Here is a 25,141-nt window from a genome sequence, read left to right on the forward strand (position 1 = left end):
CTTTTTGATACTCTTTTTTGCTCGTGGCAAGAAATTCAGGTATACTTTTGACAAATCAGCTGCCAGGAAAGGATTTGATGCAATGCCAATGATTGCGGTTTATGCCGACCAGAAAGAAGATACTTGGGAAGCACACTTGACTCACCAGTTAAAAATAAATGAAGAAAGAACCCAGGCTCATCAAACATTCCATAACGAACCTTTAACGATCGACGAATACTTCTTTACAGAAGATTCTGCCCCTTTTCATACGAATCAAGCCGTCAGGCAGCAATTAGCAAGCAATGGCCGCAGCTGTCTGCCACTCGTTTATGTCGACGATCAGCTATTTTGCCACGGTCGCTTGCCAACGATCCGTGAATGGGAACAATTGACGAAATCTGGGATCACTGTGCAATTTGATGAGTAGCAGCCACTGTTTTCTTCGCCAGACAAAACAACGCACCACGAGCCAATCATAAGCGTTTAGTTCTCCCCCTTCGCGGCAACTGCGTCGGTAACGCCTTTTTCTTCTTCCGTTAAACTTCGTTCGCTGATTTTAAAGAATGGATAGTAGATCGCCACACTAATCAGTAAGGAAGCGATACTCCAAAGAACAGCAGGGATATTGCCGCCGGTTGCAAGGTAAGTATTGATAAAGGGCGGTGTGGTCCACGGTGGATTGAACATGATTCGCCCAATGACATTGGTGACCGACAAGAAATACGTTCCGACACATAATACAAGGGGGGTCAGGATGAAAGGAATCATCATAATAGGGTTCATCACGATCGGAAACCCAAAAATGATTGGCTCATTGATACAAAAAATAGCAGAGGGCAAAGCCATCTTCCCTAGGGAACGATAGGCTTTTTTCTTTGAAACTAACATGTTGATGATCAGCCCCAGTGTTGAACCAGTGCCTCCATAGCACAAAAACATGATATAAAACCCGCCTGCAAAAATGTTCGGTAACGGTTCGCCTGCAGTGTAGGCTTCGGTATTGGCTGCTAATAAAGCTAGAAAAATCGGATCGCCGATACTCCCCATCACATTGCTGCCATGAATCCCTAAACACCAAAGCAACAAAATCAAAAAGGTATACAACAGCATCCCAGGCAATGTGTTTAGACCAACTGCCAGCGGTGAAAAGATGGCTTGCACGAATTGATTGACATTAAATTCCAATAAGACCCGAATCACCCAGGCACCCGTGATGATGGCAGCTCCGGGAAGCAAGACCGAAAAACTCTTGGCAACTGCGGGCGGCACTTCTGCTGGCATCCGAATCACTAAGCGGTGCTTGAGAAAAAAGCGATGGATCACTACTGTCGCAATCGCCGTGACGATTCCTGTAAACAGACCAGACGCCCCCAAAGAAGCTGGATCGATCGTCCATTCTTCCCCCGCCTGCAGCAGCAAAAACGCGCAGACTGCCAACACGACAGAACCGATCCGATCGATCTCATACGAAGCCGCCAAATAGTAGGCGATCCCGATACAAGCGGCCAGTCCCAAAATTCCAAATGTAAAATTGCTGGCGGCGCCTAGTTTGACGCCAAATTCCCCGACAAACTCGGTCCAGCCAGGAAAAGGCAGATTGGCTAAAATCAAAAAGAGACTGCCGATTATCGTCAGCGGCATCGTAACGGCGACTCCGTTGCGCACGGCAACTAAAAACCGATTTTCACTGATCCTAACCAATTTTGGTGCAAAATTTTCCTGAAACCCTTCAATCAACCGATTCATCCTGTCTCCTCCTACTAAATATCTCGCTTTTTTAATAAGAGTAGCATAAAAAACGCTTTCTGCATTTTTAGAACACTCGACGCCTTCCCAATTCCAAGAATACTACTGGCTAACTGTTTCTTTGCCAAATGGGTAAAGCCGCTGCCAAATCACGTTCCTTCGACCAAGCGATAGCACCTGACAGCAAAAAGAAACTAATGACCGTCCCTTCCCTCACCGCTAGCGGTAAGCCCAAACTGATCGCTAGCAAGAGTGCCCCCGAAATACAGACTGCATCAACGCCATAACGGTACTGCTTAAATGTCCAACGACTGCGTTGCGCCAGCAAATGACACCAGTGCTCGATTGGAAATTTCAAGACCTGCAACCGTAGGACTTGCCCCGTCGCCGTTCCAGAAATCAAGATCCCACCGATCAAAGCAGCTAGTTGGCTCCAATAATTCGTCAAGTGCAGTGATGCCAAGAAGTAGTAAACAAAGCCATTGATCAAATAGCCGAATGCCAGCAAAGCGAAAAACATAATCAAGTACTCACTGCCTTTTTGTTTGAGGGATGTCTGCCGCCGATCCAATAGCCAACAGGCAGCTAAAAAGCCCAAGTTGATGGCTGTTGTGATGGTGCCGACTTTGATTCCTGACATCGTTGCCAGCGTAACATTCAAGGCATTAAAACTACTGACCCCAACGCTTGCTTTAATGGTCAAGCTGATCCCGAATGCACTCAGCCCATAAAAAATCCCTGATCCTATCCATTGCTTTTTATTCATTTTTTCTCCCACACTTTCTTTTTTGCTTTTCTAAGTATGTGCTATACTGGCTAAAAACAAATAGGAGATTTCTCCTAGTTCGGAGGAAAAAAGTGAAAAAAACCGCTTATGCCTTGGCAATAAAGCAGGTACCAATCAAAGAAAACTGCCCTTTGCCGATTCCTGAGGAGATTTTACAACAAAGTGCCCTCTGGACCTTTGATCATCGAGAAGCGATCCAAAAAGAAACGGTGCCGATGTCGGTCTTTTTCGTCCTATTGACTGGCAAAGCCAAGATCATTCAAACACAAGAAAACGGCAAACGTGCCTTGCTGCAGTTTCTCCATCCTGGTGATTGCATTGGCGATCTCACGTTGATTGGCGCCGAAACAGTACCGAAAACCGTGGTTGCGATCGGTGAAACAACATGTCTGGGCATTCCGATGCAAGCAGCAGCTCACGGGCTCATGCAAGACCTGGCTTTCGTACAAACACTAGGCAAAACTATCGGTGAAAAATTGCTGCTGCGTATGGATCATTTTTCCGTCAATCAAACCTATCCCTTAGCTTGGCGCCTTGCTCATCTACTGTTGGAAGCTTCGATCGATGATCTTTTTCAAGAAAAATTGACGGAGACCGCAGAATACTTAGGCGTGAGCTATCGCCATTTAACGTATACCTTAAAAGATTTCAAAACGCAAAAACTAGTCACAAAAACTGCAGACGGCTATCGGATCGATGCGCCTGCGCTGCAGACCTTTATCCAAAACCAACAAAAGCAGTAACAAGCAAATAACGACAGCAAAATAGTTGGTATGATGCCCCCCTAAAAGCCAGAGAAAAAGCTGACTCTTGGGGGTGCAACAAGAAAAACCAACTGTTTGCTGTCGTTTTCGGATCGTTGCTTTAATTTTTCGCCAATGCCCAAGCATTGACACAAACCGTGCCGGTTCCGCTGAGAGCGATCGCCTCGGTCCGTTTGGGATACACGCGAGAGGTCAAACAATATTGCCCGCCATTTAGAAAGATCTCAATCGAAGACGTATCGACAAAAATCTGCAGCTGCGTCAGTTCATCGACCTTGACACTGCGCTGTTTACGACCGTAGCCAGAAACGCCATGATGGATCGTGAAGACACCAGCTTCATAAGCCAAAGTCGTATCTTGCAAAAGCCCCAGCTGGAACTGCTGCAATGGGGCTTCCGCCGTAACTTGCAACTCATATGCCAATTCATCGAGAGACAAGTGCTGCGGTTTCTCTGAAAGCACAATTTTTTGGCTGACTTGCTTGTCTCGTAATTTTTGGAATTCTGGCAAAGGTTGTTGATACAACTGGTCATTTTTGACAGAAAGCTGTCTTGGCAGCGTTGCGGCATGCTGCCATCCGCGAGGGATCGTAGGATTGCTGTATTCAGGACTGGTATCCCCTAGCCCCATCCAGCCCCACAAGATCCGACGTTTCTGCTCATCTTCAAAGGTTTGCGGGGCATAGAAGTCAAACCCATAATCAAGTTCACGAAACGCAGAAGTTTCTTTAAACGTCAGGGTTTCCCAATCCACCTCACCAATCAGATACCCTGATTGATGAATATTTTGGTAGGCATGTTCTTTGGCTGCCAAGCCTTGCGGTGAGAAGACCAACACATCTTTGCCATCTAAATGGAAGTAGTCTGGGCATTCCCACATGTAGCCTAGAGCATAGTCCTCACCGAAAAAGATTCCTCGATAGGTCCATTCATTTAAATCCGTCGATTCATAAATCAAAATTTTGCCTTCGTTTTCCAACGTACGCGCGCCTAGCAGCATATAGTAGGTGTCTTCGTGGGCAAAAACCTTTGGGTCACGAATATGATCGGTAAATCCTTCAGGGTAGTCCTCATGAGGAATCACGACTTCTTGCTTTTCGACGGTATAGCCGTCTTTGCTGATTACATGGACCGTGTTTTGTTCTCGTCCACTAAAGGTATAGTCATGATCACCAGGATGTTTGACATTCCCAGTATAGAAGAAATGGATCGTGTCATTCTCGATAAAGGCAGAACCCGAGTAGACCCCATCTTTGTCATAGTCGTGTTCGGGAGAAAGAAACAGCGCTTCTTCTTGAAACGTGACATAATCCGTCGACGTTTTGTGTCCCCAGTGGGGTGGTTCCCCGCCATGGGGTGTTTGCGGTACATATTGATGGTAAAAATGAACCACGCCTTTGAATTGGCAAAGACCATTCGGGTCGTTCATCCATCCTGTTTCTGGCATCAAATGATAGTTCAAGCGCCACGCATCAGCACTGATTTTTTCTGCTAAATCGTTTTGGGTTTGGGCAAGCTGTGCCCAGTATTCCTTCGTTAACAATGTGGTACCTCTTTTCTCTTGCGATGAACAGCAAGGGATTATTTATTGGTTCAACTCTTTGGCTAGCGGTTTGCGCTGCAATTGGACACCAGCAAAACCGACACCAAAGGCAATCAAAATCACGACAACGTATTTCAGCATGGCACCGAAATCTCCAGTATACAACAACAGTCCTGGTATAAAAGTGATGCCCATCCCAGTGGCAGCTAATTGGAAGACATACGTCGCAAACCCGCCGACTGCGCCTCCCAGCATGCCTGCGCCAAAAATGCGCATCGAGCGTAAGTTGACCCCAAATAGTAAAGGTTCCGTGATCCCAAATAAGGTTGGAACCGCCGCACTGATGGCATTTGAGCGTTTGACTTTGTTTTTATAAATAAATGCCGCAGCAATCGCTGCCCCAAATTGTCCCGCCATACTTGCTGTACCTAAGACTTGTAGGACGTTTTCGCCTGTCGTATTCAATAACCCTAACTCAATAATACTTAACGAATGGTGCAATCCAGTGATCACGATCACTTGCTGAACCCCTCCGTAAATGATATAACCGATGCCCAATGGTGCTTGCACCAAGTAGACGATACTGTTGATGACTGCTCTTTCAGCTACTTGCAAGATTGGTCCTAACGCAAACAAAATCAAACCTAAAGTAATGACAATCGTTAAGAATGGTGTCACAATCAAGTCCATCATTTGCGGAACAAATTTACGGAACCATTTTTCTAGCTTAGAAACTAAGAGCCCGACAATAATTGCTGGAAAAATCGACCCTTGATACCCAGAGATCGATAAACCGAATAAGTGCAATGGCTCTGCATCCCCGCTGGCAACTGCCCAAGCGTTCGGCAATTGCGGTGCCACCATCATCAATCCTACCACGATCCCAATGATCGGATTACCGCCGAATTTTTTCGTCGCACTATAGGCGATCAAAACAGGTAAAAAGGCAAACGCTGTATCCGTTAACATTTCAAACATAGCTAACCAGTCAGCACTATAAGTGACCCCCAACTCGGTCAATAATCCCCGAATCCCCATCAAAAGCCCCGTCGTTACCAAAGCTGGAATCAATGGCACCAAGACATCTGACAACGTGCGGACAACTTTTTGGACGGGTGACAGATTCGAATAGACATCGTCTTTGAAGCCAGCTTTATCAGCGGAGGCGTCATTGCCCATTTCTGCTGCGAAGGTTTGATAAACTTCATTGACTTTCCCTGTTCCAAAAATGAACTGATGCTGTCCCGTGTTGAAAAAATAGCCCTTGCTGCCCTCAACTGCTTCCGCTTTGTCTTTATCTACTAACTGATCGTCTTTCAAAATCAAGCGCAAACGTGTGGCACAGTGTTCAAAGTTTTTGACATTTTCTTTGCCGCCAACAGCTTCTAACACTTGGTCGATCGTTTTTTGTTCCTTCATTTTTCCCACTCCTTTGATCGTCGGTCCATTTGTGGAACCGGTTCTACATTTGTAGATTAACAGAAACCGTTTGCAATTGCAAGCAAAGAAAATAAAAAAACAGAACGCCGCGACTGGACGTCCTGTTTTCTCTAAAAATGTTTGCTTTATTTCTCCTGCTTGTCAAGCTTGGCAGTCGACTGTTTGACCACTAATCTATTCGGTAATTCGATCACCTCAGGAACCTCTTCCCCTTGCGTCAGTTTTTGGATCGTTAAGACGGCATCGATGCCTAATTGGACATAGGGATATTGGGTCGTTGTGATGGTCGGATAGACATAATCCGTCGAATCATAGCCGCCAAAGCCGTTTAAGGAAAAGTCTTGCGGCACTTGATACCCTAGTTCATGGGCGGCTTTCAATACAGCAACAGCAATATTGTCGGTAGCACAGGCGATGTACGTTGCCGATTGATCTTTCAAGAACACAAGGGCTTTTTGGTACGTTTCTCTTCTTGAAAAGGACGTTTCGATAAAGTCGACTTTGACGTTGGGCGTTTGTGCCAAGACATCAAGAAACCCTTTTTTCCGCAAGACACCTACCGCATAATCATTTTCGCTGACACCAACAAATAAATAACGTCGGTGGCCAGCGCTGACTGCATATTCTGCCATGGTTTTGCCAGCTTGATAATCTTCATGGACGATGGAATGAATGCCAGCTAACTGTTGACCTAACAATAAAACAGGCATAGGAACCTCTGCCAGCACCGCTTGCAGCTGCGGTGTGATTTTGCGCGCAAACAGGATCATCCCTGCTACTTTTTGTTTAACCAGCATTTCGATATTTTCTAATTCCCGTTCATCGCTTTGATCAGAGTTGGTGATCAGCATTTGATAGCCGTTTTCCCGTGCCGTCGTATCGATCCCTTTCAACACATCATTTGTCGATGGTGAATTCAGTCGAGGAATGATCACGCCCAGCAATTTCGTGTCTTGGGCTTTCAGCGAACGAGCAAATGTATTGGGGCGATAGCCAGTTTCAGCAATGATCTGATCAATTTTTTTGCGCTTTTCTTCACTGATATAGCCATTGTTCAGATAGCGGGAAACCGTACTTTTCGCTACTCCCGCCTTTTCAGCAATGTCCTTGATCGTTGTCATGATTTCCCACCTTTGCGTTTTCTTTTATTATAACAATAACAGAAAGAAAAGCGCAGGTTTTGCGTGAAAATTGTTGGGATGGGCGGTTTTGGAATGAAGTTTCACTTCAAAGTAATCTTACAATCAATGAATGGTAGAGAAACTAAAACCTCCCTTTACAAGATATGGCGAAAATCGATCAGATCATTGAGTATATTTTTTAAGCAATACAACGCCCTGATTCGTCGGCATATAAACCACGGATAGTAAATCCTTATTCAATTCTGAACATTTTTATAGCAAGCGACATATAATAAAAAACCAGCTAAGCCACGCTTAACTGGTTTTTTATTACTTGAAATCCTATCCTAAGTTTACATTAAAACGTCTCTCTCACACATTCAAAATCCACATAAACCCAAGAAAGACAAAGAACAAGCCGTACATGATTGGTGAGACTTCTTTGCCCCGTTTGGCTGCTAACATGGTGATTGGGTAAAAGATGAAGCCCAAGGCGATCCCATCGGAGATACTGTAGGTCAACGGCATGCCTAGTAGAATCAAGAAGGCTGGGATTGCGATTTCCATTTCGTGCCATTTGATTTCTCGTAGCGATTGTGCCATCAGCACGCCTACGACGATCAGTGCTGGTGCCGTCACTTGGGAAGTAACAACGGATAGCAATGGTGAAAAGAACAAGCCGAACAAGAAGAAAACTCCAGTCGTCACGGCAGTCAAGCCAGAGCGACCGCCCACGGCGATCCCAGCGGAGGATTCGACATATGCGCCTACTGGTGAGGTCCCTAATAAAGAACCAGCGAGCATGGCGGTGGAGTCAGAAGCAAGTGCTTTGCCGACCCGCGGCATTTTGTTGTCTTTCATAAAGCCCGCTTGATTGGCAAGTCCCACCAAGGTGCCTGCCGTATCAAAGAAAGTGACGAGTAAGAAAGTCAGTACTACGACCCACATTTGCAGGGAGTTGATGTCTCCTACATGGTTTAGCGCCACTAAGAATGTGGAAGAAATACTCGGTGCAGCAGAAACGATACTGGATGGTGCTTGGATCAAGCCAGTCAAAAGACCTAAAACAGTTGTTGCGGCCATCCCGATAAAAATTCCACCAGGAACTCTGCGAACCATCAAGACGGCAGTGATCACTAAACCAAAAATCGTCAGCCACGTCGTACCGACACTCAATGACCCTAGTGCCACAAGGGTCGAATCATCGGAAACGATGATCCCGCCTTCGCTCAATCCCAAAAAGGCGATGAACAGACCGATCCCGCCAGAGATGGCGTATTTTAAATCAGCAGGGATCGCATCAATGATCAGCTCCCGTAATTTGAAGATCGTGATCACGATGAAAATCAGTGATGCCACAAACACACCCGCTAATGCTGTTTGCCATGGAACCCCCATTCCAATACAGACTGAATAAGAAAAGAAGGCGTTGATCCCTAATGCGGGTGCCGTAGCGATCGGGTATTTTGCTAAAACCCCCATCAAGATACAGCCCAATGCGCTGGCTAACGCCGTTGCCGTAAAGACGGCACCTTCGTCCATCCCAGATGCCCCAAGGACCGTTGGATTGACGAATAAAATATAGGCCATCGAGATAAAGGTGGTAAAACCAGCTAAGATTTCTCGTTTGACCGTTGTTTGTAAGGCATCCAGCCCAAAAAAGGAATTGATTTGATTCTTCATTTTTACTCCTCCAGCAATCAAGCAAAGGTGTCGCCATTGCTTGATTTTTTATAATGAAAACGACGAAATCAATCATAAACCAACTTTATCTGCAAGTAAATATTATCCAGTTAAAAAAACCAATAAAACGCTTTTTCCAACATCTTACCCTTAGCTGTTTTTAATCAACGTGTAACGACTTCTCATTCACCAATTGCTCCAGTTGTTCCTTGGTGGTGCGCTTGATGGAAAGCTTCGGCAGCTCCTTCAACGAAAAGTAATCGCTGTTGGAGGTTTCACTGTTTTTGATGAAGTCCCCTGCCAAAACATCACAGGCAAAGACCAGCTTATAGTATTGAAACACTTGCGGAATGTCTGGTCTTAGATTCGTATCAAAAATTGCTCGCAGCTCCTTGACCTCAACGAGTAAGCCAGTTTCTTCCAGCACTTCTTTTTTGATGTTTTCCCGTGGCGTCAAGCCAATTTCTGCATAGCCTCCTGGCAGTGACCATTCTTTCGTCAGGCTGTCTTCCACCAGCAAGATTTTTTCGTCTTTTTGGATCAATGCTCGTACATCGACTTTGGGCGTAGGATAGCCCTCATTTTTTTCTGTTAAAAGGGTCAACGCAGCTGCGTCTTGATCCACGACGGTACTCATCAAATGCAATGCCAACTCTTTGATCTCTTGGTAACGTTCCTTATCGTACACATCTTTGCCATAGTACAAACCTGCTTCAGCGATCGATAACAGGCGTTTGTATTGCGCAAAATAATCTTTCATCCATTCCCCGCCTTTTCCATTTCTCTGTTATGCTTCTTATTCTAGAGGAATTCGGCGGTTTTGCAAAAGATTGGCAACCCAATCATTGAATTCTCGTTGCTGCCATCGCCTGATAAACGCAGATTTTTGTAAAATCAGCCGATTTAAGGGACAATGAAAAGAGCAGAACGATTTTTCTCAGAAAGGATGATGAAGGTGAACTTAACGCCTGATTTAGTTTCCAAAGAACAATTGATTGGAAAAATTCAAAAAGATATGGACCAAACGATGCTCGTCTATGCACTTTTAGTTTGTGCAACGCTGATTGCTTCGATTGGTTTGAATTACAATTCCACTACCTCGATTATCGGGGCGATGTTGATTTCGCCACTTTTAAATGGGATCAACGGGATCGGCTTTGGTTTAGGTCTTTCCCACTTGCGCTTAGTCAAAAAAGGGCTGCTGGTCTTTAGCATCCAAGTCATCATCGTACTTATCATCTCATTTGCCTTTTTCTTACTCACGCCAGTCAAAGATACAACCCCTGAAATCATGACCCAGACGTCTGCGACGATTTGGGATATTTGCATCGCATTGATCGGTGGTTCAGCACTGGCTTTTGCCAAAGTCAGAGGCCGCGACAACGATGTCATTATCGGTGTCTCCATCGGGACGTCCCTGATTTTGCCGCTTTGTGTGACGGGTTATGGGCTGTCGATCAAAGACTATTCGATTTCATGGGAGTCTGCTCAACTCTTCTTCACCAATTCCTTTTTGATTTGTTTTTCCTTGTTCATTACCATCTGGCTGTTGCAGTATGGGGATTTCCGTCACCAAAAATGGTGGAAGTTTGCCGTGGTTGCCTTACCGATCACGGTCATTGGCAGTTTCTTCGTTTATACGACGATCCAAACGACCATCGTGGAATACCATGCCAAGCGTTTTGTAGAAGCCAAACTGGGGGAACATTATTTGCTGGAGCAAACACTTAATGAGCAGAAACAATCCCTTGAATTAAAACTCGTCGGTGAACCACTCTCGAAACAAGCGGTCGCGCAGCTTGAAGCAAGTCTTGAAAACTATGCTTTGCCCGACTACCAGCTCAAGGTCAATGTCTATTCTGCCAATAAAGAGGGGCAATTTGATGCCAAAGTATTAGCCGAAATCCTCCAAGTCCAAAACCAAGGAACTTCGAAATTTTTGGGCTTAGACTAAAAAAACAGGCGCTGCCCTTTTCAGGTGTAGCGCCTGTTTTTCTTCAATTTGAGTCATTGAGTTGTTCAGCGATTCTCTCGATCAACGGGCGATAATCCACTTGCTCGTAATCTTCCACATTGACTTCGATAAGCGCTCCTAACTGAAAGTCATCGTAACGGCGATCAGTGATGATTTGCCGAAACGCTTCTTTGGTTATATGGTTGGTTGCAGCTTGTCTATCTTCCAGTACATCCCCGTAATGGTACCGTTCCATGATAAAACTCAAATGGCGGTCATCCGCTCGATCACGTAAGTAACGTCTTTCCCATAAGGTTTCAAAAGAAGCTGTCAAACGTATGGTCAAGCAGTCATAGCCATAGCTTTGGGCGAGAAAAGTCAGCAATGGCTTCTGTTTTTCACTAAAAGGGTATTCCGAGACCACCAAGCGTTTTCCTAAAGACATGTACAAGCCCAATGCCTGATAGTAAAAAGGCCAAACATACTGCTTTTCGATCTGGGCTTTTTCTGCCAATGAATCAAAGCCGAGGGATTCGGCATAGCACTCTTTGATTTCATCTGGCGTAAGAGCGAAAAGATCAGGAAAACGTTTCTTCAACAGATTCAGTAAATAACTTTTTCCAGTTCCAGGGCTGCCTGCTAATAAAACAAGCATCTTTTTGCGTACCATCTATTTGCCGATCGCAGTCGGCGCTTTCGTATTCATGAAAAGGCCGATCTTGTGCTTGACGATTTCTTTGATGGCTTCATTGGATGGGATCACGTTGTGGCGCAAAGATTTGTTGACTTCCGTTGCCCCAAAATTTTCTTTCGCAATCTTCGTCCAATTGACCAACAATTCAGTACCTACATTAAACTTGCGAATGCCGTTATTGATCAATTCAGGATAATCTTCTTCTTTGACGCCAGTTCCTCCATGAATGACTAGCGGCACGTCGACGACTGCATGGATCTCCTTCAATAACTCAACATTCACTTCGGTTTTGGAGCGGAATTGACCGTGATTGGTTCCGATAGCGATGGCTAGCGCATCGACGCCAGTAGCAGCGACAAACTCTACCGCATCTTCTGGGCGTGTGAAGACTTTATCGTCTTCTTCCACATGAATGCCTTCTTCTGTGCCGCCGATCGTTCCTAGTTCTCCTTCGACGGACACCCCATGGGCATGAGCGTATTCTACGACTGCGCGCGTTTTCAAAATGTTTTCTTTGAAGGGCAAATGCGAGCCATCATACATCACCGAGCTATAGCCGCTATCAATCGCCGCTTTGATCTCATCGAAATCTCTGGCATGATCCAAATGCAAGACAGCATCTACTAGCTCGTGATCGGCAATCGTTTTGACGACATTGACCAAGACATCATAGCCGATGTATTTCGCCGTATCGATACTTGTTTGAATGATGATGGGTGCCCCCATCTCTTTGGCTGCCCGCAGCATACTTGGCAGCATTTCTAAATTATGGGTATTAAAAGCCCCCACTGTAAAATTCAATGCTTCTGCTGTTTTCGTTACTTCTTTTAATGTTGTATACATCCTTGATTCCACCTCGTCTAGTTTAATTGCCGCTGATCGTAAGTTGTTTGGCGATTTGCCGCATTTCTTCCATTTTGTCCATGTAATAGTCGATCTTTGCATCGTCGCCGTTTCGTGCGGCGGCGGCACGCTGAGCATTGTAAAGGGACATCAGTTTTTTGTAGCCGTCCCCGATCGATTTTTTCGCCTGCAAGCTTTTTTCCAATGCGTCGATCGCTTCTTCTGTGCGGGAAAGTTTTGCCTGCGCCAAGCCTAACGCTTCATACAATTTTGCTTGTTCGTCGATGTCAGTTTCTGCTTGCAACTGACTTTCTAGATTTGCAATAAGCGCTTCTGCCTCTTGGCTTTCTTCAGCGGTCAAAGGAACCGCTGGTGTTTCTGTGGGCTTTTTTTCTTTTTTGAAAAAAGAGAACATAGGTCTTCCTCCTAGCGATTAAAAGTTTTTCAATAAGGGACTGATGATCCAAGCATATAGCAAGGCTGCCGTAACGGTATCCACATCAGTTGCCGTAGCGTTAACAAAGCCCATTTGATTGAAGATCGTTACAAGTAGGGCTGGCAGTAACGTAATGAAGAAGCCGTGAAAGATCCCTCCGATGATCGCCCCTCGACGTCCACCGACCGCATTGCCGAAGATCCCAGCGGTACCGCCTGCAAAGAAGTTCGTCAGCATCCCTGGCAAGATCATCGCCAAGCCAAAGACTGGTAAAACGAACATGGCGATGACTGTCCCAATCGTTGTAGTAATGAAGCCTAAAATAACTGCATTTGGGCTATATGGGAAGAACACTGGGCAATCGAGTGCTGGTTTTGCATCAGGCACCAATTTCATGGCGATCCCACGAAACGCAGGGACGATCTCGCCTAAGAGCAACCGAACGCCTGCTAACAAAACATAGACCCCAACCACGAATTGAATGGCTTGTAAGAAGGCATACATGATGTAATTTTGATCACCAGAGAGCGTAGAAGCAAAGGTTTCTCCAGCAAACAAGACCGTCACGATATACAGTGGAACCATCACGACCATGACAGAAAGATAGGTATCTTGTAAAAATTCAAAAGAACGTGGCAGTTTGATGTCTTCGATCGATTTTTTCTTCTCGCCTCTTTCTCCAAACAGATAGGCAACGCCTGCTTCAAAGAGGTAGCCGATCGTACAGAAATGTCCGAGTGCAATGTCGTCTGACCCAGTGACTTTGCGGATGATGGGCTGAGCCATCGCTGGCATCGCTACGGCAAAGATCGCCCCAATCAACCCACCGACAAGAATCAAGACAACGCCGCGTAAACCAGCGAAATAGCCAAAGACCGTCGTCATGGTCGCCATCCATAAAATGGCTTGACCCGTTAAGAAGATATATTTCCATTTTGTAAAGCGTGCCAATAAAATATTAAAAACAAAGATGGCTAAAAATGTCAGCGCTATGTCCCGACCCAAGCCCAACTCATTCATCGCTTGCCCGTTGATGGCTTCGATGGAAGGAATTATGCCTTGCATGTCGAATCCTTCTGTGAAAATCTCGCCGAAATAGGTCAAACTACCGACGATGATGCTAGAACCAGCGCTTAAAACCTGGAAGCCCAATAGCGTCTTCAAACTTCCTGAAATGACTTGACCTGCTGACTTTTTCTGAAGCAGCAGCCCTAACATCGCGATCAAAGCGATCGTGATCGATGCCTGCGTTAAAATATTATCAATGATAAAATTGATGATGCCCATTTTTTCAAACTCCCTTCGTCATGCCTCTTCCTTACAGTGCACCTTTTTCCTTTAATACTGGGGTGATTTTTTCTTCGATTTCTGGTTTTGAAACGATGTTGCGTAAATAAATGATTGCGGTTGTCGGGTCCAAGGCAAACTTTTCAAATTGCGTTCGGAAATTCTCTGCCGTAATGATGATGTCTGGTTTCATTGATACCGCTGATGAGATATCGACATGATCCAATTTCGCCTCCACTCCTAATTTCGTTAAGACATCTTCTGTTGACATCTGAGCCGCAAAGCTGCTGCCAAGACCTGCACCGCATACGAATAAGATCGATAATTTGTTCATGATTTTTTCCCCTTTTCTTGTTTTTTATGAAAATAGCAATGATTGAAACGCTTCAATCGTAGAGCAAGCCAGCAACTGCGTGACTTTTTCTTCATCATTGATCAGTTCGATCAATTCCTTCATGATGGCAAGATGAGAGTAGGAGTCCACCGCAGCCAAGCAAAAAATGATTTTGACGGGGTCCATTTCTGGGTTCCCAAATGCGACTGGCGGCGCCAAGGTGAGGACACTCACACCCAACTGCTGGGCGCCATCTTCTGGTCGTGCATGCGCCAACGCCAAATGTTTGCCAATGACGATATAAGGCCCGTATTCCTCCACCGCCGCAACCATTGCCTCGATATAGCGTTTTTCGATGATCTGTTCTTTTACTAGCGGCTGCGCAGAGCGTTCAATGGCTTCTTCCCAATTTTGAACAGGAACGTTTAATTGAATATGATTAGCGGATAAAACATCTTTTAACATTGGCTGAATCTCCCTTGCATTAATGGCTAATTGATTTTGTTCAAACAAGTGTGTCAATTTGCGATAGGCGGCAGCATCGACTGTCCCGCCGCTTTCTTCAATCACTGTAAGCAACTGATTGAAGAACAGCGTGGCATTTTTTTGGTCAAAGGCGATCCGCTTGAATTGTTCATTGTTGTTTAAGAAACGGCGGATCACTTGGTGATTTTCTTCATTGATGATCGGTGGGATCAGTAATACCGGCTTTTCTCGATAATCGATCTCATAGGTTGAAAAAACCAGATCCACATCGAATTTCGTAATCAAATTGACTTCTTGTGAATTCAAGACTGCCGCAACTTCTACTTCTGGAAACTTCTCCTTGAGGCTGGCTGCCAGCAGATTGCCGGTTGCCATTCCATGGTTACAGACGACGACCGCCTTATAGCTCGTAATGAGCTCGTGGTTCAATGAACTTAGGGCTGTAGAAAAATGGATCACGAGAAATGTCAGTTCATCTTCTGATAGTGGTTGACCGACGATCTCTTCGATCGTGGGGGCGAAGCCCTTGACGGCTTGGTAGATTTGTCCATAATTTTTGCGAACAGTCTCTTTGATCGGATTGGGTACTTGAATGCCGCTCTTGGCTCGAACGATCAGCGCTGCCATATGTTTATACAATCCCTCTAACAGCTCTTCTTCCTTTTTACTAAAAGGGATCTTGGTTTGGCATTCGACAAATTGGATCAGCTGCAGCGACAAAAGTTGCGCATGTGCCCATTCGATGGAATTGGACAAATCTTTAAAGTTCAGTGACTCGATGATGAAAGAAAGATAGTTGACTTCGATTTCTGGTGGCTCGATCGAAAAGGTTTCAGCGATCGCCTGGATATAGGCTGATCCTTGGAGCTGATTGCTAGAAGTAGACCAGTTCATGCGAGTGATAAATTCCTTCATTCTGATACGCATCAGCCAAATGGCGGTAAACAATAAGATTTGGCTGCTATACAACTCATTTTGATTTGGCGGCAACACTGCTTGCATCACTAGTTGGATCTGTTTGATTTCTTTTTGCGGCAAATAGCGATAAAGCAATTTCGTAAAGACTAAATCTGGGGTCTGTTTATCAAGTGGCAACCTACCGATCCGCTGATTGATGATGTCAAAAATCATCGTCCGAATCGCTCGTTCCGATCCATTCAACCGCAGTCCTTTTTTTCCTAGGCTGATGATCTCAATGCCATATTTATTGATGTCCGCCCGCAAACGGCGCATGTCTTCATCCATGCTACTTTTCGATATCTGGTACGCTTCTTCTTTTTTATTCAACACCAGGATCTCTTTTGAAAATGTCAGATGCAGCAGCAGATCAAAACGACGCTCTTCACGGGTCATATATTCCGACTGTTGTGCGTGTAATGCCTGCCAAACGATGGCTTGCTGTTTCGAGGTCAGTTTCAAAAGGATGCCCTTTCCTCGAAGAGTTTGGATCGGTCCGATGTGTAAGTCAGCAAGAAACGTGTTGATCTCATTCAAATCATTGCGGATCGTCCGCCCACTGGCTGCAGTCTCTTCTGCCAGTTGCTCGATGGATAGTGGATAATCAGTCACTAACAGGCGATGCAAAACATCTACGATTCGTTTTTTCACAACTTTCTCTCCTTCTCTGATTTGAGTATATGATTTCGCTTACAACAAAAAAAGTAGATGTTTCTGCCACTTTAGTTTGCAAAAATGTAAACGCTTCTATTTCAAAATAGGAACCTTTGCTCGATTATTTCATATTTCCCTTATTTTTCCTATCCGATGGAGATAACGTTTAGATAGAGAATCAAAGGCAAAAAAAGCAAGAGCTACAGCTCTTGCTTATCGATGATGGTGCATTATTCTATTGTGTTTGATCCGTCGTGTCTTCTGGTTTGTTTCCCAGTGCTTGCTCCATTTGCTTTACTGCCCAATCCATTAGAAAGATCAACAGCATTGCCAGCACGCTGCCGATCAATGCCCCTGAAAAACGCAATGGGATCAATTTCAGCGGCGTAAAACTAGTACCGATGGTCATTAACAGCAGGACTTGCGGGTTGGTAAAAAAATTAGCAACGGTATAATTGACTGGCATAAAAAACTCCGTCAATATGTTTAGAATGATCAATACCACTGCGATCGCTTCAAGGGGCATATGCAAGGACATCAATAAGAAACCCAGCAGCAGCCCCACGATTCCTCCCAGTACCCTGCCGATCGTGCGATTTTTGATTTTTTCCATATGTTCTCCTGCCAAGACGGCAGCAGCAGAAATCAAGATCCAATAGCCGTTGCTGTCCCGCAACAGATAGGCAATGTAGGTCGCAATGAACAATATCAAAGAAAAGTGCAGCGCCTTGATGACCATTTCTGGTTGCTGAGATAATGCTAGCGAATATTTCTCGTGCAAGCTCAGTTGTTGAAAGGCCGTTTTTTCTTCTTTCAACGGCAGCTGTTCAGCCAACGAAATCACCAGTCCAGCAAGCAGCGAGCCTGCGATGCCATAAAGCAAATAGGAACTGTGGTGCAAGATCTCTCCAAGGTGCGCTGCGTGAAAATTAAAGCCGGTGGCATAAAGCATCAACACGAAGAAATAGTCGGGCTTGGGGATCCGCATCACTTTTGACAACAAAAACGCCGAAAACGACAACGCACCGATGATAAAAGGCGCGCTCCAAGGAATCAGTGCTGTCCCAGCGCCTAAAATAAATGCCAACAGCAGCGCAGCGCCGTGGGTCAAAATGGCGCGTAGATTATAAAAAAGGGACCGATGTTGAAAAGCCAAGTAGGAAAAAGCCCCCATCGCCCCCACAGAACTTATCAAAGGGTCCTGAACGAGGATCCCTATAAACAAAGGAACCGCCATCGCAAACCCTGATCCTAACGGACGCAAGACTTTTCGTTTGTCTTTCATGCAATTCCTCCTATCAAAAAATATGTACGATGATACAGCCGTTTTATAAGCAACGTCCTAAACTAGTATACGAAGCAAAAGATGAATATGCAAATTTTTTTCAGAAACTTTGTGAAATTCTCGCAACGATGTCCTTGATCAACTCAATCGCTCATAGAAAACCGTTCATTCATAAAAAAGCAGCAAAAAGAGAAGCATTCGCTTGGCAACTGATTGCAAGCGAATGCTTCTAGCGATTCCTTCTCTCCCTTTAGACAACCCTTATTTCACTGAAGCGCTGGTGACCGCATCTGCTGCAGGTGCGTCATGAGTACTGGCACTAGTGACCGCATCGGTCGGTTCTTGGTGCACAGAAGCACTGGAAATGGCGTCTTCATTGCCGACAAGTTTTTGACCGGTTTGTTGCAAATACCATTCGATGATTGGCTTGAAATCAAGGATGTATTCGTTGATCCCCGCATATTCACCGTTTTCATCGTGCATCGCTTGATAATTGTGGACGATGTATTTTTCTGGCACCTGTTTCGGCACATGGACCCGAACCGCGTCGGTCGCCCCACTGCGCAGCTGTTGGATCACCCACTCAACATTTTTGAAGGATTTTTCAGGATGGCATTTTGCTAATGGATTACCGACTTGTCCTGGCACACGTGCTGCCAGCATATTTTGGGCTTCTTCCCGCAGATTGTAATACAAGAATTGGTTGTTGCTATCGGCAAATGTCAATTCCATCGGCATCGAATCTAAGAAGTAATTGATCTGATCGACTGTCAGCAAGCCGCGATTTAGTTTGACGTAGGTATTGCCAGAAACGGCACCGACTGCTTCAGCGGCTTTTTCCAGCCATTGATCATCATACATATCCACTCCTTCCACGGTGGTTGCGATTTTCCCTGTGGCGTAGAGGTCTTCGGGCGGCAATTGTTTGGGACCCGCTAAAGCAGAAACGACTTTGATAAATTGCAAGAAGCTGTTGATCGTCGCATCTAAAAAAGCAACCGTTCGGGCATCGATCAAATCACCGGCTTCATCGAAAGCTTCTTTGGCTTTGCCCAACAAAAACTCATTTCCTGGCATCACTAAAGCATTGACTCCCGGTGCGTCCAAAATCTGGCGCAGATGCAGCTGGGCCCTTGAAGTTCCTTGATCATAGTATGAGGCACCCACGATCATCACTGGTTTGTTTTCCAGAGGATGGATCTTGAATGAAAGCCATTCTAGCAAGCTTTTCAGTCCTGCCGTCACGGTATGGTTGTGCTCAGGTGTAGCAATGATCACACCGTCTGCCATCAATAATTGCCGATTCAAACGCTGGATGGCTGGGCTTTGGGTTTGATCTTCCTCTTGATTAAAGAGAGGAAAGTCTTTGATCTCTACAAGTTCTAACGTGAATTCCTTTTTGTATTGCTTTTTGATAAAGTTCAGCAGCTGACGATTGGTGGAGACTTCAGCGGCTGATCCGACGATTCCGATCAATTTCATTGTCTTTACGCTCCTATCTTTTGCGGTTAGATGGTTTCCCATGAAAATTCAGCAGCTTCTTTTTGATTGGCGGCATGGGCGTGCTGCAACTGGCTGGTAATTTTTACAAATAAAAGAAAATCGTTGAACAGTCCTTGCAGTTTTTGGGTCTGCTCTTCATCGATCAAGTTGCCTTGCTCGTCAAACGCTTGCAGCGAATGACCTAATAGAAATTCAGAGCTAGGCATGATCCGTGCTTTTAACTCTGGAGAATCCAAAATCTGTCTTAGATGGGCTTGCGCACGAGAAGAACCTAACGTCCCATAAGAAGCACCAGTGATCATCACTGGCTTGTCAACAAACGGGAAAATTCCATAGGACAACCAGTTCAGAGCATTGATCAACGCTGCGGGTACGGCATGATCGTATTCTGGTGTGCTGATGATCACACCGTCTGCTGCCGCGATTTTTTCGGCAAGCTGGGTTACTTGTACGGGCAACTCTTTTGATTTTGGTTTGTTGAACATTGGAAGATCTTTGATCTCGACTAGTTCGATCTCTGCCTCATTGGCAAACATTTTTTTCATAAACTGCAACAACGTGCGATTGGTGGAACGAGTGGCATTGGTTCCCACGAATCCGATAAATTTCATCCTGTCTCTTCCTTTCTGGTTGGGCTATCTTAAAAGTCTTGCCTGAATGCCTTTAGAGGCAATGACTTCATTTTCTTTGGTTACGATGATTCCTTCGATTTCTGGCTGCTGCTGAATCTCTTGTAAAACAACTGGAATGGGCTTGCCAAACAAGCGCGAAGTCCAGATTTCCCCCAGTAACGATGTCGCTGCAACGATCGTGATGCTCAAATACCCACATTCGATGGGAAAGCCACTCTGAGGATCAATCAAATGATGATACGTTCCTTCAGCGGTGGTCAAGACCCGCTCATAGATCCCCGAAGTGACGACGGTTTGGTCCTTAATTGGCAAAATGCCCAAGGTGTCTGCCCGACCGCCTTTGGGATCTCGGATCCCGATCCGCCAATGCCCGTCCGAATGATTTGGTGCAGCGCCGAAACAGACAATATTTCCGCCTAAGTTGATCAATCCATACGCTGCTCCACGGGCTTGGCAATGGGTGCGTAACTTATCAGCGATGTAGCCTTTTGCTAATGCTCCGAGGTCGATCCTCATTCCAGCTTTTTTCAAAAAAACCTTGCCTGCTGCCAATTGGATCTGTTGCGGGTCTGTTAGCGCAAGCAATTCTTTGACCTGCGTCTTTGATACGATGCGGGCATCTTCAAACCCGATGCGCCATGCTTGGACCAGTGGACCGATGGCAATATTCAGCTGACTGTGGGGAGCGCAGCTATGATGTTTGCCGATTTCGATCAGCTGGTACAATTCTGGATCAAGCACAAGCCACTTTTGTCCTGCCAACTGATTCAGCTGATTCAATTCCGATCGCGGATCATTGGCACTAAAGCGATGGTCGTATCCTTTCAGCTGGTTCTCCAGCTCGTCCAGTACACTTTCTGGTTTTGTATGAGCGACTTTTAACTCAATGGACGTGCCCATCCGCTGAATCGTGCGAGCGGCTTCTCTCACTGCTGCCTTCATAAAATCCCTTCTCCTCAAAACGATGTATCTCAAATTATGTTAGTTTTTTCACAATTAAAGAATACTCCCGATATATTTTTTTGTCAACACGATTATATATTTTTTTATATAAAGAAAATCAAAAAAAGCAGTCCCTTCGTCAAAAGGACTGCTAGTTATCAAGCATTTGCGCAACAAATCTTTTTTGTCGAAAATATATTTTTATTCGATCGTTTCATCGACCGCTTTTAAATGCGCCAGTAATTTTACATTTTTATTGATTTTGGCATACGCTCGTGCATCGTGTAACATTTCCAAAATCGTTTCTTTCGGCTGTTGTTCACGAATGGCATTTTCGGTCAGTTGGGCTGCCGCGCGAGCCAAGTAGTAGGTCAAATGATTGTCGGAACAAATCGCCAACACATAATTCAACAAGGTATCACTAGTTTCCAAATCATCGACTTTCGCATAAAAGACGCCGCAATGAAAGACGATGTTCAACACCCGCCACGTGTCTTCGATCGTTTTGATCGGATAGGTATAAATTTTCTCAAAGACCTTCGTCACATAAAACTCGGCCTTTGCCCATTCCTCTTCTCTGGCATACACCAAACCGATCCCAGTATACGCTAAGAGATCAAACAATTCCTCCGCCGTTTCATTCATCAATAACTGATCGAATTGAAACAAGACATCGGTAATCGCCGCTTCATTAAAAATCATTTCAAAGCCTTTTAAATAATCATATTGCGCTTTTAATGCTGGTTCATCGATCAGCTTCACTTCGATTTGACTTAGCAATGCAGCCAACTGTTCATACTCGCTCGTGATCAAGTAGAATTCGGCTTTTGCCAATTCTTCCTTGATTTTGGTCGTTGCGACATTCATGGAAGAAAACAAGTCGACCAATGGCAAGCCGATCCGATTACACAATTTGATCAAAATTTTGAGGGACGGTGCCTGCCCGTTGTTTTCAAATTTACTCAAAGTGGCTTGCGTACAGATTCCTTCCGAAAGTTCTTGCTGCGAGAAGCCCGCCTGTTTCCTCGCCTCAATAAATCGTTCAACATTCATCGCCTTGCTCCCTCCCATTGTCGATAAGACACTTGTTTTTTTCGTAAGCTGTCCTCAACTGCTGGGTCAGCTTGTCACAGATGCTGCGTTTTTCTTGGAAAAGTCACCTTTTGCGATGGCTTTGTCCGTACAATAGTGTCCTTTGCCATGGGTCTCACGGACTTCCGCCAATTTTTCTTGGATCATCTCGAGGATCACCATGAGGTTGTCTTCATTGGCAACAAAGTCCAATTGATCCCCATCAATTTGCATTTTCGGACAAACGTCAAAGTTTTCATACCATTCATCGTACCGCTGATTCAACTCTTTGTAATAGTCGTACAATGTCGGATCGTTGGTAATTTGTTCATAGGAACGACCACGTTTGTTGATCCGTTCAATCATTGTATCCAAGGAAACCTTGATATGAACCATTAGATCTGGGTGCTTCAACGGCGCTGATTCTTCCAATTCCCGCAACATCGTGTTCAACAGGTTATCGTATTGTTCGACTTCCATCGGTGCGATTCGACCTAGATCCGCATTTAGATGAAACATCAAACTATCCTCATAGATGGAGCGGTCAATGACATTGTCATCATTGGACAAAGCTTCCCGCATCCCTAAAAAGCTTTTGTTTAAGAAAAAAATCTGCAATAAAAAGGCGTATCGCTCTGGATTGGAATAAAACAATGGCAGAACATCGTTGTCCTCCACGTTTTCATAGAAAGGCTTCGACGCCATTTCCTTCGATAAAAAATCAGTCAAACTGCTTTTTCCTGCCCCGATCGTTCCTGCGATTAATAACACATTCATCATCCTTTATTAAATATAGTCACCGACAAATGCTCGGTGCGCCATCTCTTCAAAATCATACGCTGTTCGTGCCGCCAGATCAGTCAAATACGCTTGCACCGACTCCGTCAACATCAGATTGACCGCCGCGGCTTTTTCCTGAAAAGTGATCACTGGTTTATTTCGTAGGTTTGCTGCGCCGATTTCAAAGGCTGTTCCCGGATCGGTGATCCCTTCATGGTCATCCAAAACGGCAACGACGACATCGGCTCGTGTCAATTCCAGCATGTCTTTTCGAAAATTTCTCTTGCCCGTTCTGGTGTATTGGGTTCAGATGAACCTTCTTGGTACAAGCGCAGCGAATAGACCGCCAAGGGCTGCGGGTTTTCAGCTAAACTGCGTTCTACCTGTTTGAGTCGGGCGACTTGTTCGTTTGAAAAAAACGGTCCCGCTAAATAGACATGCTTCATCCTGCCAAGCACTCCTTTCCTGACCCCTTCGCAGCCAATCGTTGGATCAACGACTCAACGTCAGATAGGAAAAAGAGCGTTTCAGACAGTTCAGCCCAAGCAAAGCTGGAAGCTTCAACCATTTTTAGCAGCGGCTTTAGTCCATCAGTTAAGCTTTCGGTCATCAACACACCGATCGGCTTGCCTGACAATGGCCCAAGAGTCGTAAAAGAGCATACTGATGACAACTCCTCTAGTGTACCAAATCCACCAGGTAATACAAGGTAGGCATCGCTCATTTCCAGCAATTGTTGCGTTTGTTCCTCCCTCGTATCCGTATAGAACTCAGTATAGGTGCTTGATCCAGTGACGATTGGCGGCAAATCTTCTGCAAAGGAACCTGATGGATAGATCCCTGTCACTGCGCCTTCTTTCTCAAAGACCCCTTTCACGATCTCCCTCATCAAGCCAGCTAAAGGGCCGCAATAAACCAACTCGATGTGATTTTTTGCCAAGGCATTGCCGATGGCACGAGCGGTCTTTGCCAACTTTTTCTCATTTTCTAAACGGGTGCCGCAACATACAGTTACTCTCAAAAACAACAGCTCCTTCTTCACTACACCTGCTATTTTACACAATCTCTCAAAAAAGTAAATACTATATATTGTGCTTCATTTAGACAAAAACCGTTATATTCACTATATATTGTATATAGTCGTTAGCGTCTTTTCGCTTTTCCTCAAACGTTACAAACCTTGAAAATAGCAGAAAAGAAAAAGTAGAATCAGCTTTCATCGATTGTCTCAGCCCTCTTTCATCCCACATAAAAAAACACGACGCAGCTAGGCTCGTGTTTTTTTATCCATCACTTTTTTTCTCTTGTTCAAGCAAAATTCAGCAAAATACTGCATAAAAAATTTATTTTTCGTCAGTGGCTGCTTTCAGTTTTTTCAACTCCTCTTGCTCGACAAAAAAGGTCACTTCTCCTGTTTCTAAATCGACGGATGCTTTGACTTCAACCCCTTTTGGGAAAAACTTGCTGGCATCGGTCTCGATTTTCAAACGCATCGTTCCATCTTTCAATCCAGCACCATAGGTCATCGTACGAAAGTTCTTTTTCATTCCTGCTCGCTCCTTTTTTAATAGCTCATCGACACTGCACCCATAAAGGGTACTCAGTTTTAATAAATTCAAACTGTCTGGGACCGTCTTGCCGGTTTCCCAATTTGAGATCGATGTGCGGGTCACTAAAATTTTTGTTGCTACTTCTTCTTGGCTCATTTGCTGTGTGACTCGATGGTTCTTTAGTGCTTCCCCAATCGTCATCTTGGCCTCCTTCTCCTACCTTAACGCAGACCTGCTGTGATTTCTGCTCAAATCCATTGATATTAAAGCATTGTCAAACAGTTTTGACAGGATTTTCTTAAACAAACTCTCCGTGATAGCGGTTTTCTTTCTATCATAGATGAAAAAAGAACAAATGACTAGAAAATGATCTTCTCATTTTTAAGGAAACATTTGGCGAACGACTACGTCTTTTGTGACAGAATGTTTCCAAACTACTTCTTGCCCTTCAACGTGAAGGAATAAAAAGCAGCATCTGCTCTAGTATACGAAATGAATGATCCCCTCATTTCTCTAAGCAAAGAAGATCCGCCAAAGCACAAAGGGCGCTATCGGTCGCTTCATCGTCGATGGCTGCTTGCAGATAAAAAAACAGCTGCAGATTTTCTCTGCAGCTGCTGTCTCTATTTTCTTCCTTTTTCCGATTACTGAGAAACATTGGGGCGGC

The 25,141-nt window shown here is 44.9% G+C and carries 27 protein-coding genes; 3 read left to right on the top strand and 24 right to left on the bottom strand.

Annotated features, from left to right (window positions below; genetic code table 11):
• Positions 1-4 precede the first annotated feature (4 nt).
• Positions 5-409: an arsenic metallochaperone ArsD family protein gene (locus tag IGJ05_RS06200; protein ID WP_034695728.1), complete on the top strand. Its 405-nt coding sequence runs from the start codon at positions 5-7 to the stop codon at positions 407-409.
• 56 nt (positions 410-465) lie between these two features.
• Here IGJ05_RS06200 and IGJ05_RS06205 read toward each other — a convergent pair whose 3' ends face one another.
• Both IGJ05_RS06205 and IGJ05_RS06210 read right to left on the bottom strand, forming a co-directional pair.
• The gene (locus tag IGJ05_RS06205; RefSeq protein ID WP_010747740.1) at positions 466-1,728 is read right to left on the bottom strand and encodes a PTS sugar transporter subunit IIC; all 1,263 of its coding nucleotides are present in this window, start codon (positions 1,726-1,728) and stop codon (positions 466-468) included.
• A gap of 109 nt (positions 1,729-1,837) precedes the next feature.
• Complete coding sequence (locus IGJ05_RS06210) at positions 1,838-2,494, bottom strand: YczE/YyaS/YitT family protein (RefSeq protein WP_010747739.1); 657 nt, start codon at positions 2,492-2,494, stop codon at positions 1,838-1,840.
• Positions 2,495-2,586: 92 nt separating this feature from the next.
• On the opposite strand from IGJ05_RS06210, the gene IGJ05_RS06215 reads away from it, so the two are divergent.
• Positions 2,587-3,258, top strand: coding sequence for a cyclic nucleotide-binding domain-containing protein (locus IGJ05_RS06215; RefSeq protein WP_010747738.1), 672 nt, complete (start codon positions 2,587-2,589; stop codon positions 3,256-3,258).
• 121 nt (positions 3,259-3,379) lie between these two features.
• On the opposite strand, the gene IGJ05_RS06220 is transcribed toward IGJ05_RS06215, so the two are convergent.
• The 5 genes from IGJ05_RS06220 to IGJ05_RS06240 form a co-directional block, all read right to left on the bottom strand.
• Positions 3,380-4,822: a glycoside hydrolase family 32 protein gene (locus IGJ05_RS06220; RefSeq protein WP_262119108.1), complete on the bottom strand. Its 1,443-nt coding sequence runs from the start codon at positions 4,820-4,822 to the stop codon at positions 3,380-3,382.
• Between the two features lie 42 nt (positions 4,823-4,864).
• A complete protein-coding gene (locus tag IGJ05_RS06225; protein WP_010747736.1) occupies positions 4,865-6,241 on the bottom strand; it encodes a PTS transporter subunit EIIC in 1,377 nt (458 codons plus the stop codon).
• A gap of 146 nt (positions 6,242-6,387) precedes the next feature.
• Positions 6,388-7,383, bottom strand: a complete 996-nt coding sequence (locus IGJ05_RS06230) for a LacI family DNA-binding transcriptional regulator (protein WP_010747735.1) — start codon at positions 7,381-7,383, stop codon at positions 6,388-6,390.
• A 372-nt stretch (positions 7,384-7,755) separates the two neighbouring features.
• Positions 7,756-9,066 carry an NCS2 family permease gene (locus tag IGJ05_RS06235; protein ID WP_016610053.1) on the bottom strand — a complete coding sequence of 437 codons (1,311 nt, stop codon included), beginning with the start codon at positions 9,064-9,066 and terminating at the stop codon, positions 7,756-7,758.
• Between the two features lie 160 nt (positions 9,067-9,226).
• Entirely contained in the window at positions 9,227-9,826 is a 600-nt protein-coding gene (locus tag IGJ05_RS06240; protein ID WP_010747733.1) for an NUDIX hydrolase N-terminal domain-containing protein, read from the bottom strand.
• Positions 9,827-10,015: 189 nt separating this feature from the next.
• Here IGJ05_RS06240 and IGJ05_RS06245 point away from each other — a divergent pair, with 189 nt between their 5' ends.
• Positions 10,016-11,020, top strand: coding sequence for a DUF389 domain-containing protein (locus IGJ05_RS06245; RefSeq protein WP_226818218.1), 1,005 nt, complete (start codon positions 10,016-10,018; stop codon positions 11,018-11,020).
• Between the two features lie 43 nt (positions 11,021-11,063).
• Here IGJ05_RS06245 and IGJ05_RS06250 read toward each other — a convergent pair whose 3' ends face one another.
• The 17 genes from IGJ05_RS06250 to IGJ05_RS06330 all read right to left on the bottom strand — a co-directional run bounded on the left by IGJ05_RS06250 (position 11,064) and on the right by IGJ05_RS06330 (position 25,132).
• Complete coding sequence (locus tag IGJ05_RS06250; RefSeq protein WP_096741468.1) at positions 11,064-11,690, bottom strand: zeta toxin family protein; 627 nt, start codon at positions 11,688-11,690, stop codon at positions 11,064-11,066.
• Positions 11,691-12,557 carry a class II fructose-bisphosphate aldolase gene (locus IGJ05_RS06255; protein WP_010747730.1) on the bottom strand — a complete coding sequence of 289 codons (867 nt, stop codon included), beginning with the start codon at positions 12,555-12,557 and terminating at the stop codon, positions 11,691-11,693.
• 22 nt (positions 12,558-12,579) lie between these two features.
• Entirely contained in the window at positions 12,580-12,972 is a 393-nt protein-coding gene (locus IGJ05_RS06260; RefSeq protein WP_005225457.1) for a hypothetical protein, read from the bottom strand.
• An 18-nt stretch (positions 12,973-12,990) separates the two neighbouring features.
• Positions 12,991-14,280, bottom strand: a complete 1,290-nt coding sequence (locus tag IGJ05_RS06265; RefSeq protein WP_008379073.1) for a PTS sugar transporter subunit IIC — start codon at positions 14,278-14,280, stop codon at positions 12,991-12,993.
• A 31-nt stretch (positions 14,281-14,311) separates the two neighbouring features.
• Positions 14,312-14,614: a PTS sugar transporter subunit IIB gene (locus tag IGJ05_RS06270; protein WP_074932245.1), complete on the bottom strand. Its 303-nt coding sequence runs from the start codon at positions 14,612-14,614 to the stop codon at positions 14,312-14,314.
• A 24-nt stretch (positions 14,615-14,638) separates the two neighbouring features.
• Positions 14,639-16,708, bottom strand: a complete 2,070-nt coding sequence (locus IGJ05_RS06275) for a BglG family transcription antiterminator (RefSeq protein WP_142972844.1) — start codon at positions 16,706-16,708, stop codon at positions 14,639-14,641.
• Between the two features lie 238 nt (positions 16,709-16,946).
• Positions 16,947-17,996: an FUSC family protein gene (locus IGJ05_RS06280; RefSeq protein ID WP_005234658.1), complete on the bottom strand. Its 1,050-nt coding sequence runs from the start codon at positions 17,994-17,996 to the stop codon at positions 16,947-16,949.
• A gap of 261 nt (positions 17,997-18,257) precedes the next feature.
• Complete coding sequence (locus IGJ05_RS06285) at positions 18,258-19,478, bottom strand: NAD(P)H-dependent oxidoreductase (protein ID WP_042890446.1); 1,221 nt, start codon at positions 19,476-19,478, stop codon at positions 18,258-18,260.
• Between the two features lie 26 nt (positions 19,479-19,504).
• Positions 19,505-20,110, bottom strand: a complete 606-nt coding sequence (locus tag IGJ05_RS06290) for an NADPH-dependent FMN reductase (protein ID WP_142962484.1) — start codon at positions 20,108-20,110, stop codon at positions 19,505-19,507.
• Positions 20,111-20,134: 24 nt separating this feature from the next.
• Positions 20,135-21,073: an FAD:protein FMN transferase gene (locus tag IGJ05_RS06295; protein WP_262119098.1), complete on the bottom strand. Its 939-nt coding sequence runs from the start codon at positions 21,071-21,073 to the stop codon at positions 20,135-20,137.
• Positions 21,074-21,274: 201 nt separating this feature from the next.
• A complete protein-coding gene (locus IGJ05_RS06300; protein ID WP_262119097.1) occupies positions 21,275-22,126 on the bottom strand; it encodes a helix-turn-helix domain-containing protein in 852 nt (283 codons plus the stop codon).
• Between the two features lie 66 nt (positions 22,127-22,192).
• Positions 22,193-22,915 carry a deoxynucleoside kinase gene (locus IGJ05_RS06305; RefSeq protein WP_194185445.1) on the bottom strand — a complete coding sequence of 241 codons (723 nt, stop codon included), beginning with the start codon at positions 22,913-22,915 and terminating at the stop codon, positions 22,193-22,195.
• A gap of 15 nt (positions 22,916-22,930) precedes the next feature.
• The gene (locus IGJ05_RS06310; RefSeq protein ID WP_262119095.1) at positions 22,931-23,188 is read right to left on the bottom strand and encodes a nucleoside 2-deoxyribosyltransferase; all 258 of its coding nucleotides are present in this window, start codon (positions 23,186-23,188) and stop codon (positions 22,931-22,933) included.
• On the bottom strand, positions 23,176-23,370 hold the full coding sequence (locus IGJ05_RS06315; RefSeq protein ID WP_262119094.1) for a hypothetical protein: 195 nt from the start codon (positions 23,368-23,370) through the stop codon (positions 23,176-23,178). The genes IGJ05_RS06310 and IGJ05_RS06315 overlap by 13 nt, the downstream gene beginning before the upstream one ends.
• A complete protein-coding gene (locus tag IGJ05_RS06320; RefSeq protein WP_262119093.1) occupies positions 23,367-23,945 on the bottom strand; it encodes an LOG family protein in 579 nt (192 codons plus the stop codon). Before IGJ05_RS06320 ends, IGJ05_RS06315 begins: the two co-directional genes overlap by 4 nt.
• 322 nt (positions 23,946-24,267) lie before the next feature.
• Complete coding sequence (locus tag IGJ05_RS06325) at positions 24,268-24,675, bottom strand: helix-turn-helix domain-containing protein (protein ID WP_015509256.1); 408 nt, start codon at positions 24,673-24,675, stop codon at positions 24,268-24,270.
• Between the two features lie 304 nt (positions 24,676-24,979).
• Entirely contained in the window at positions 24,980-25,132 is a 153-nt protein-coding gene (locus IGJ05_RS06330) for a hypothetical protein (RefSeq protein ID WP_017144328.1), read from the bottom strand.
• Positions 25,133-25,141 lie beyond the last annotated feature (9 nt).

This window comes from Enterococcus sp. AZ167 (assembly GCF_051714025.1).
Lineage (GTDB): Bacteria > Bacillota > Bacilli > Lactobacillales > Enterococcaceae > Enterococcus_D > Enterococcus_D casseliflavus.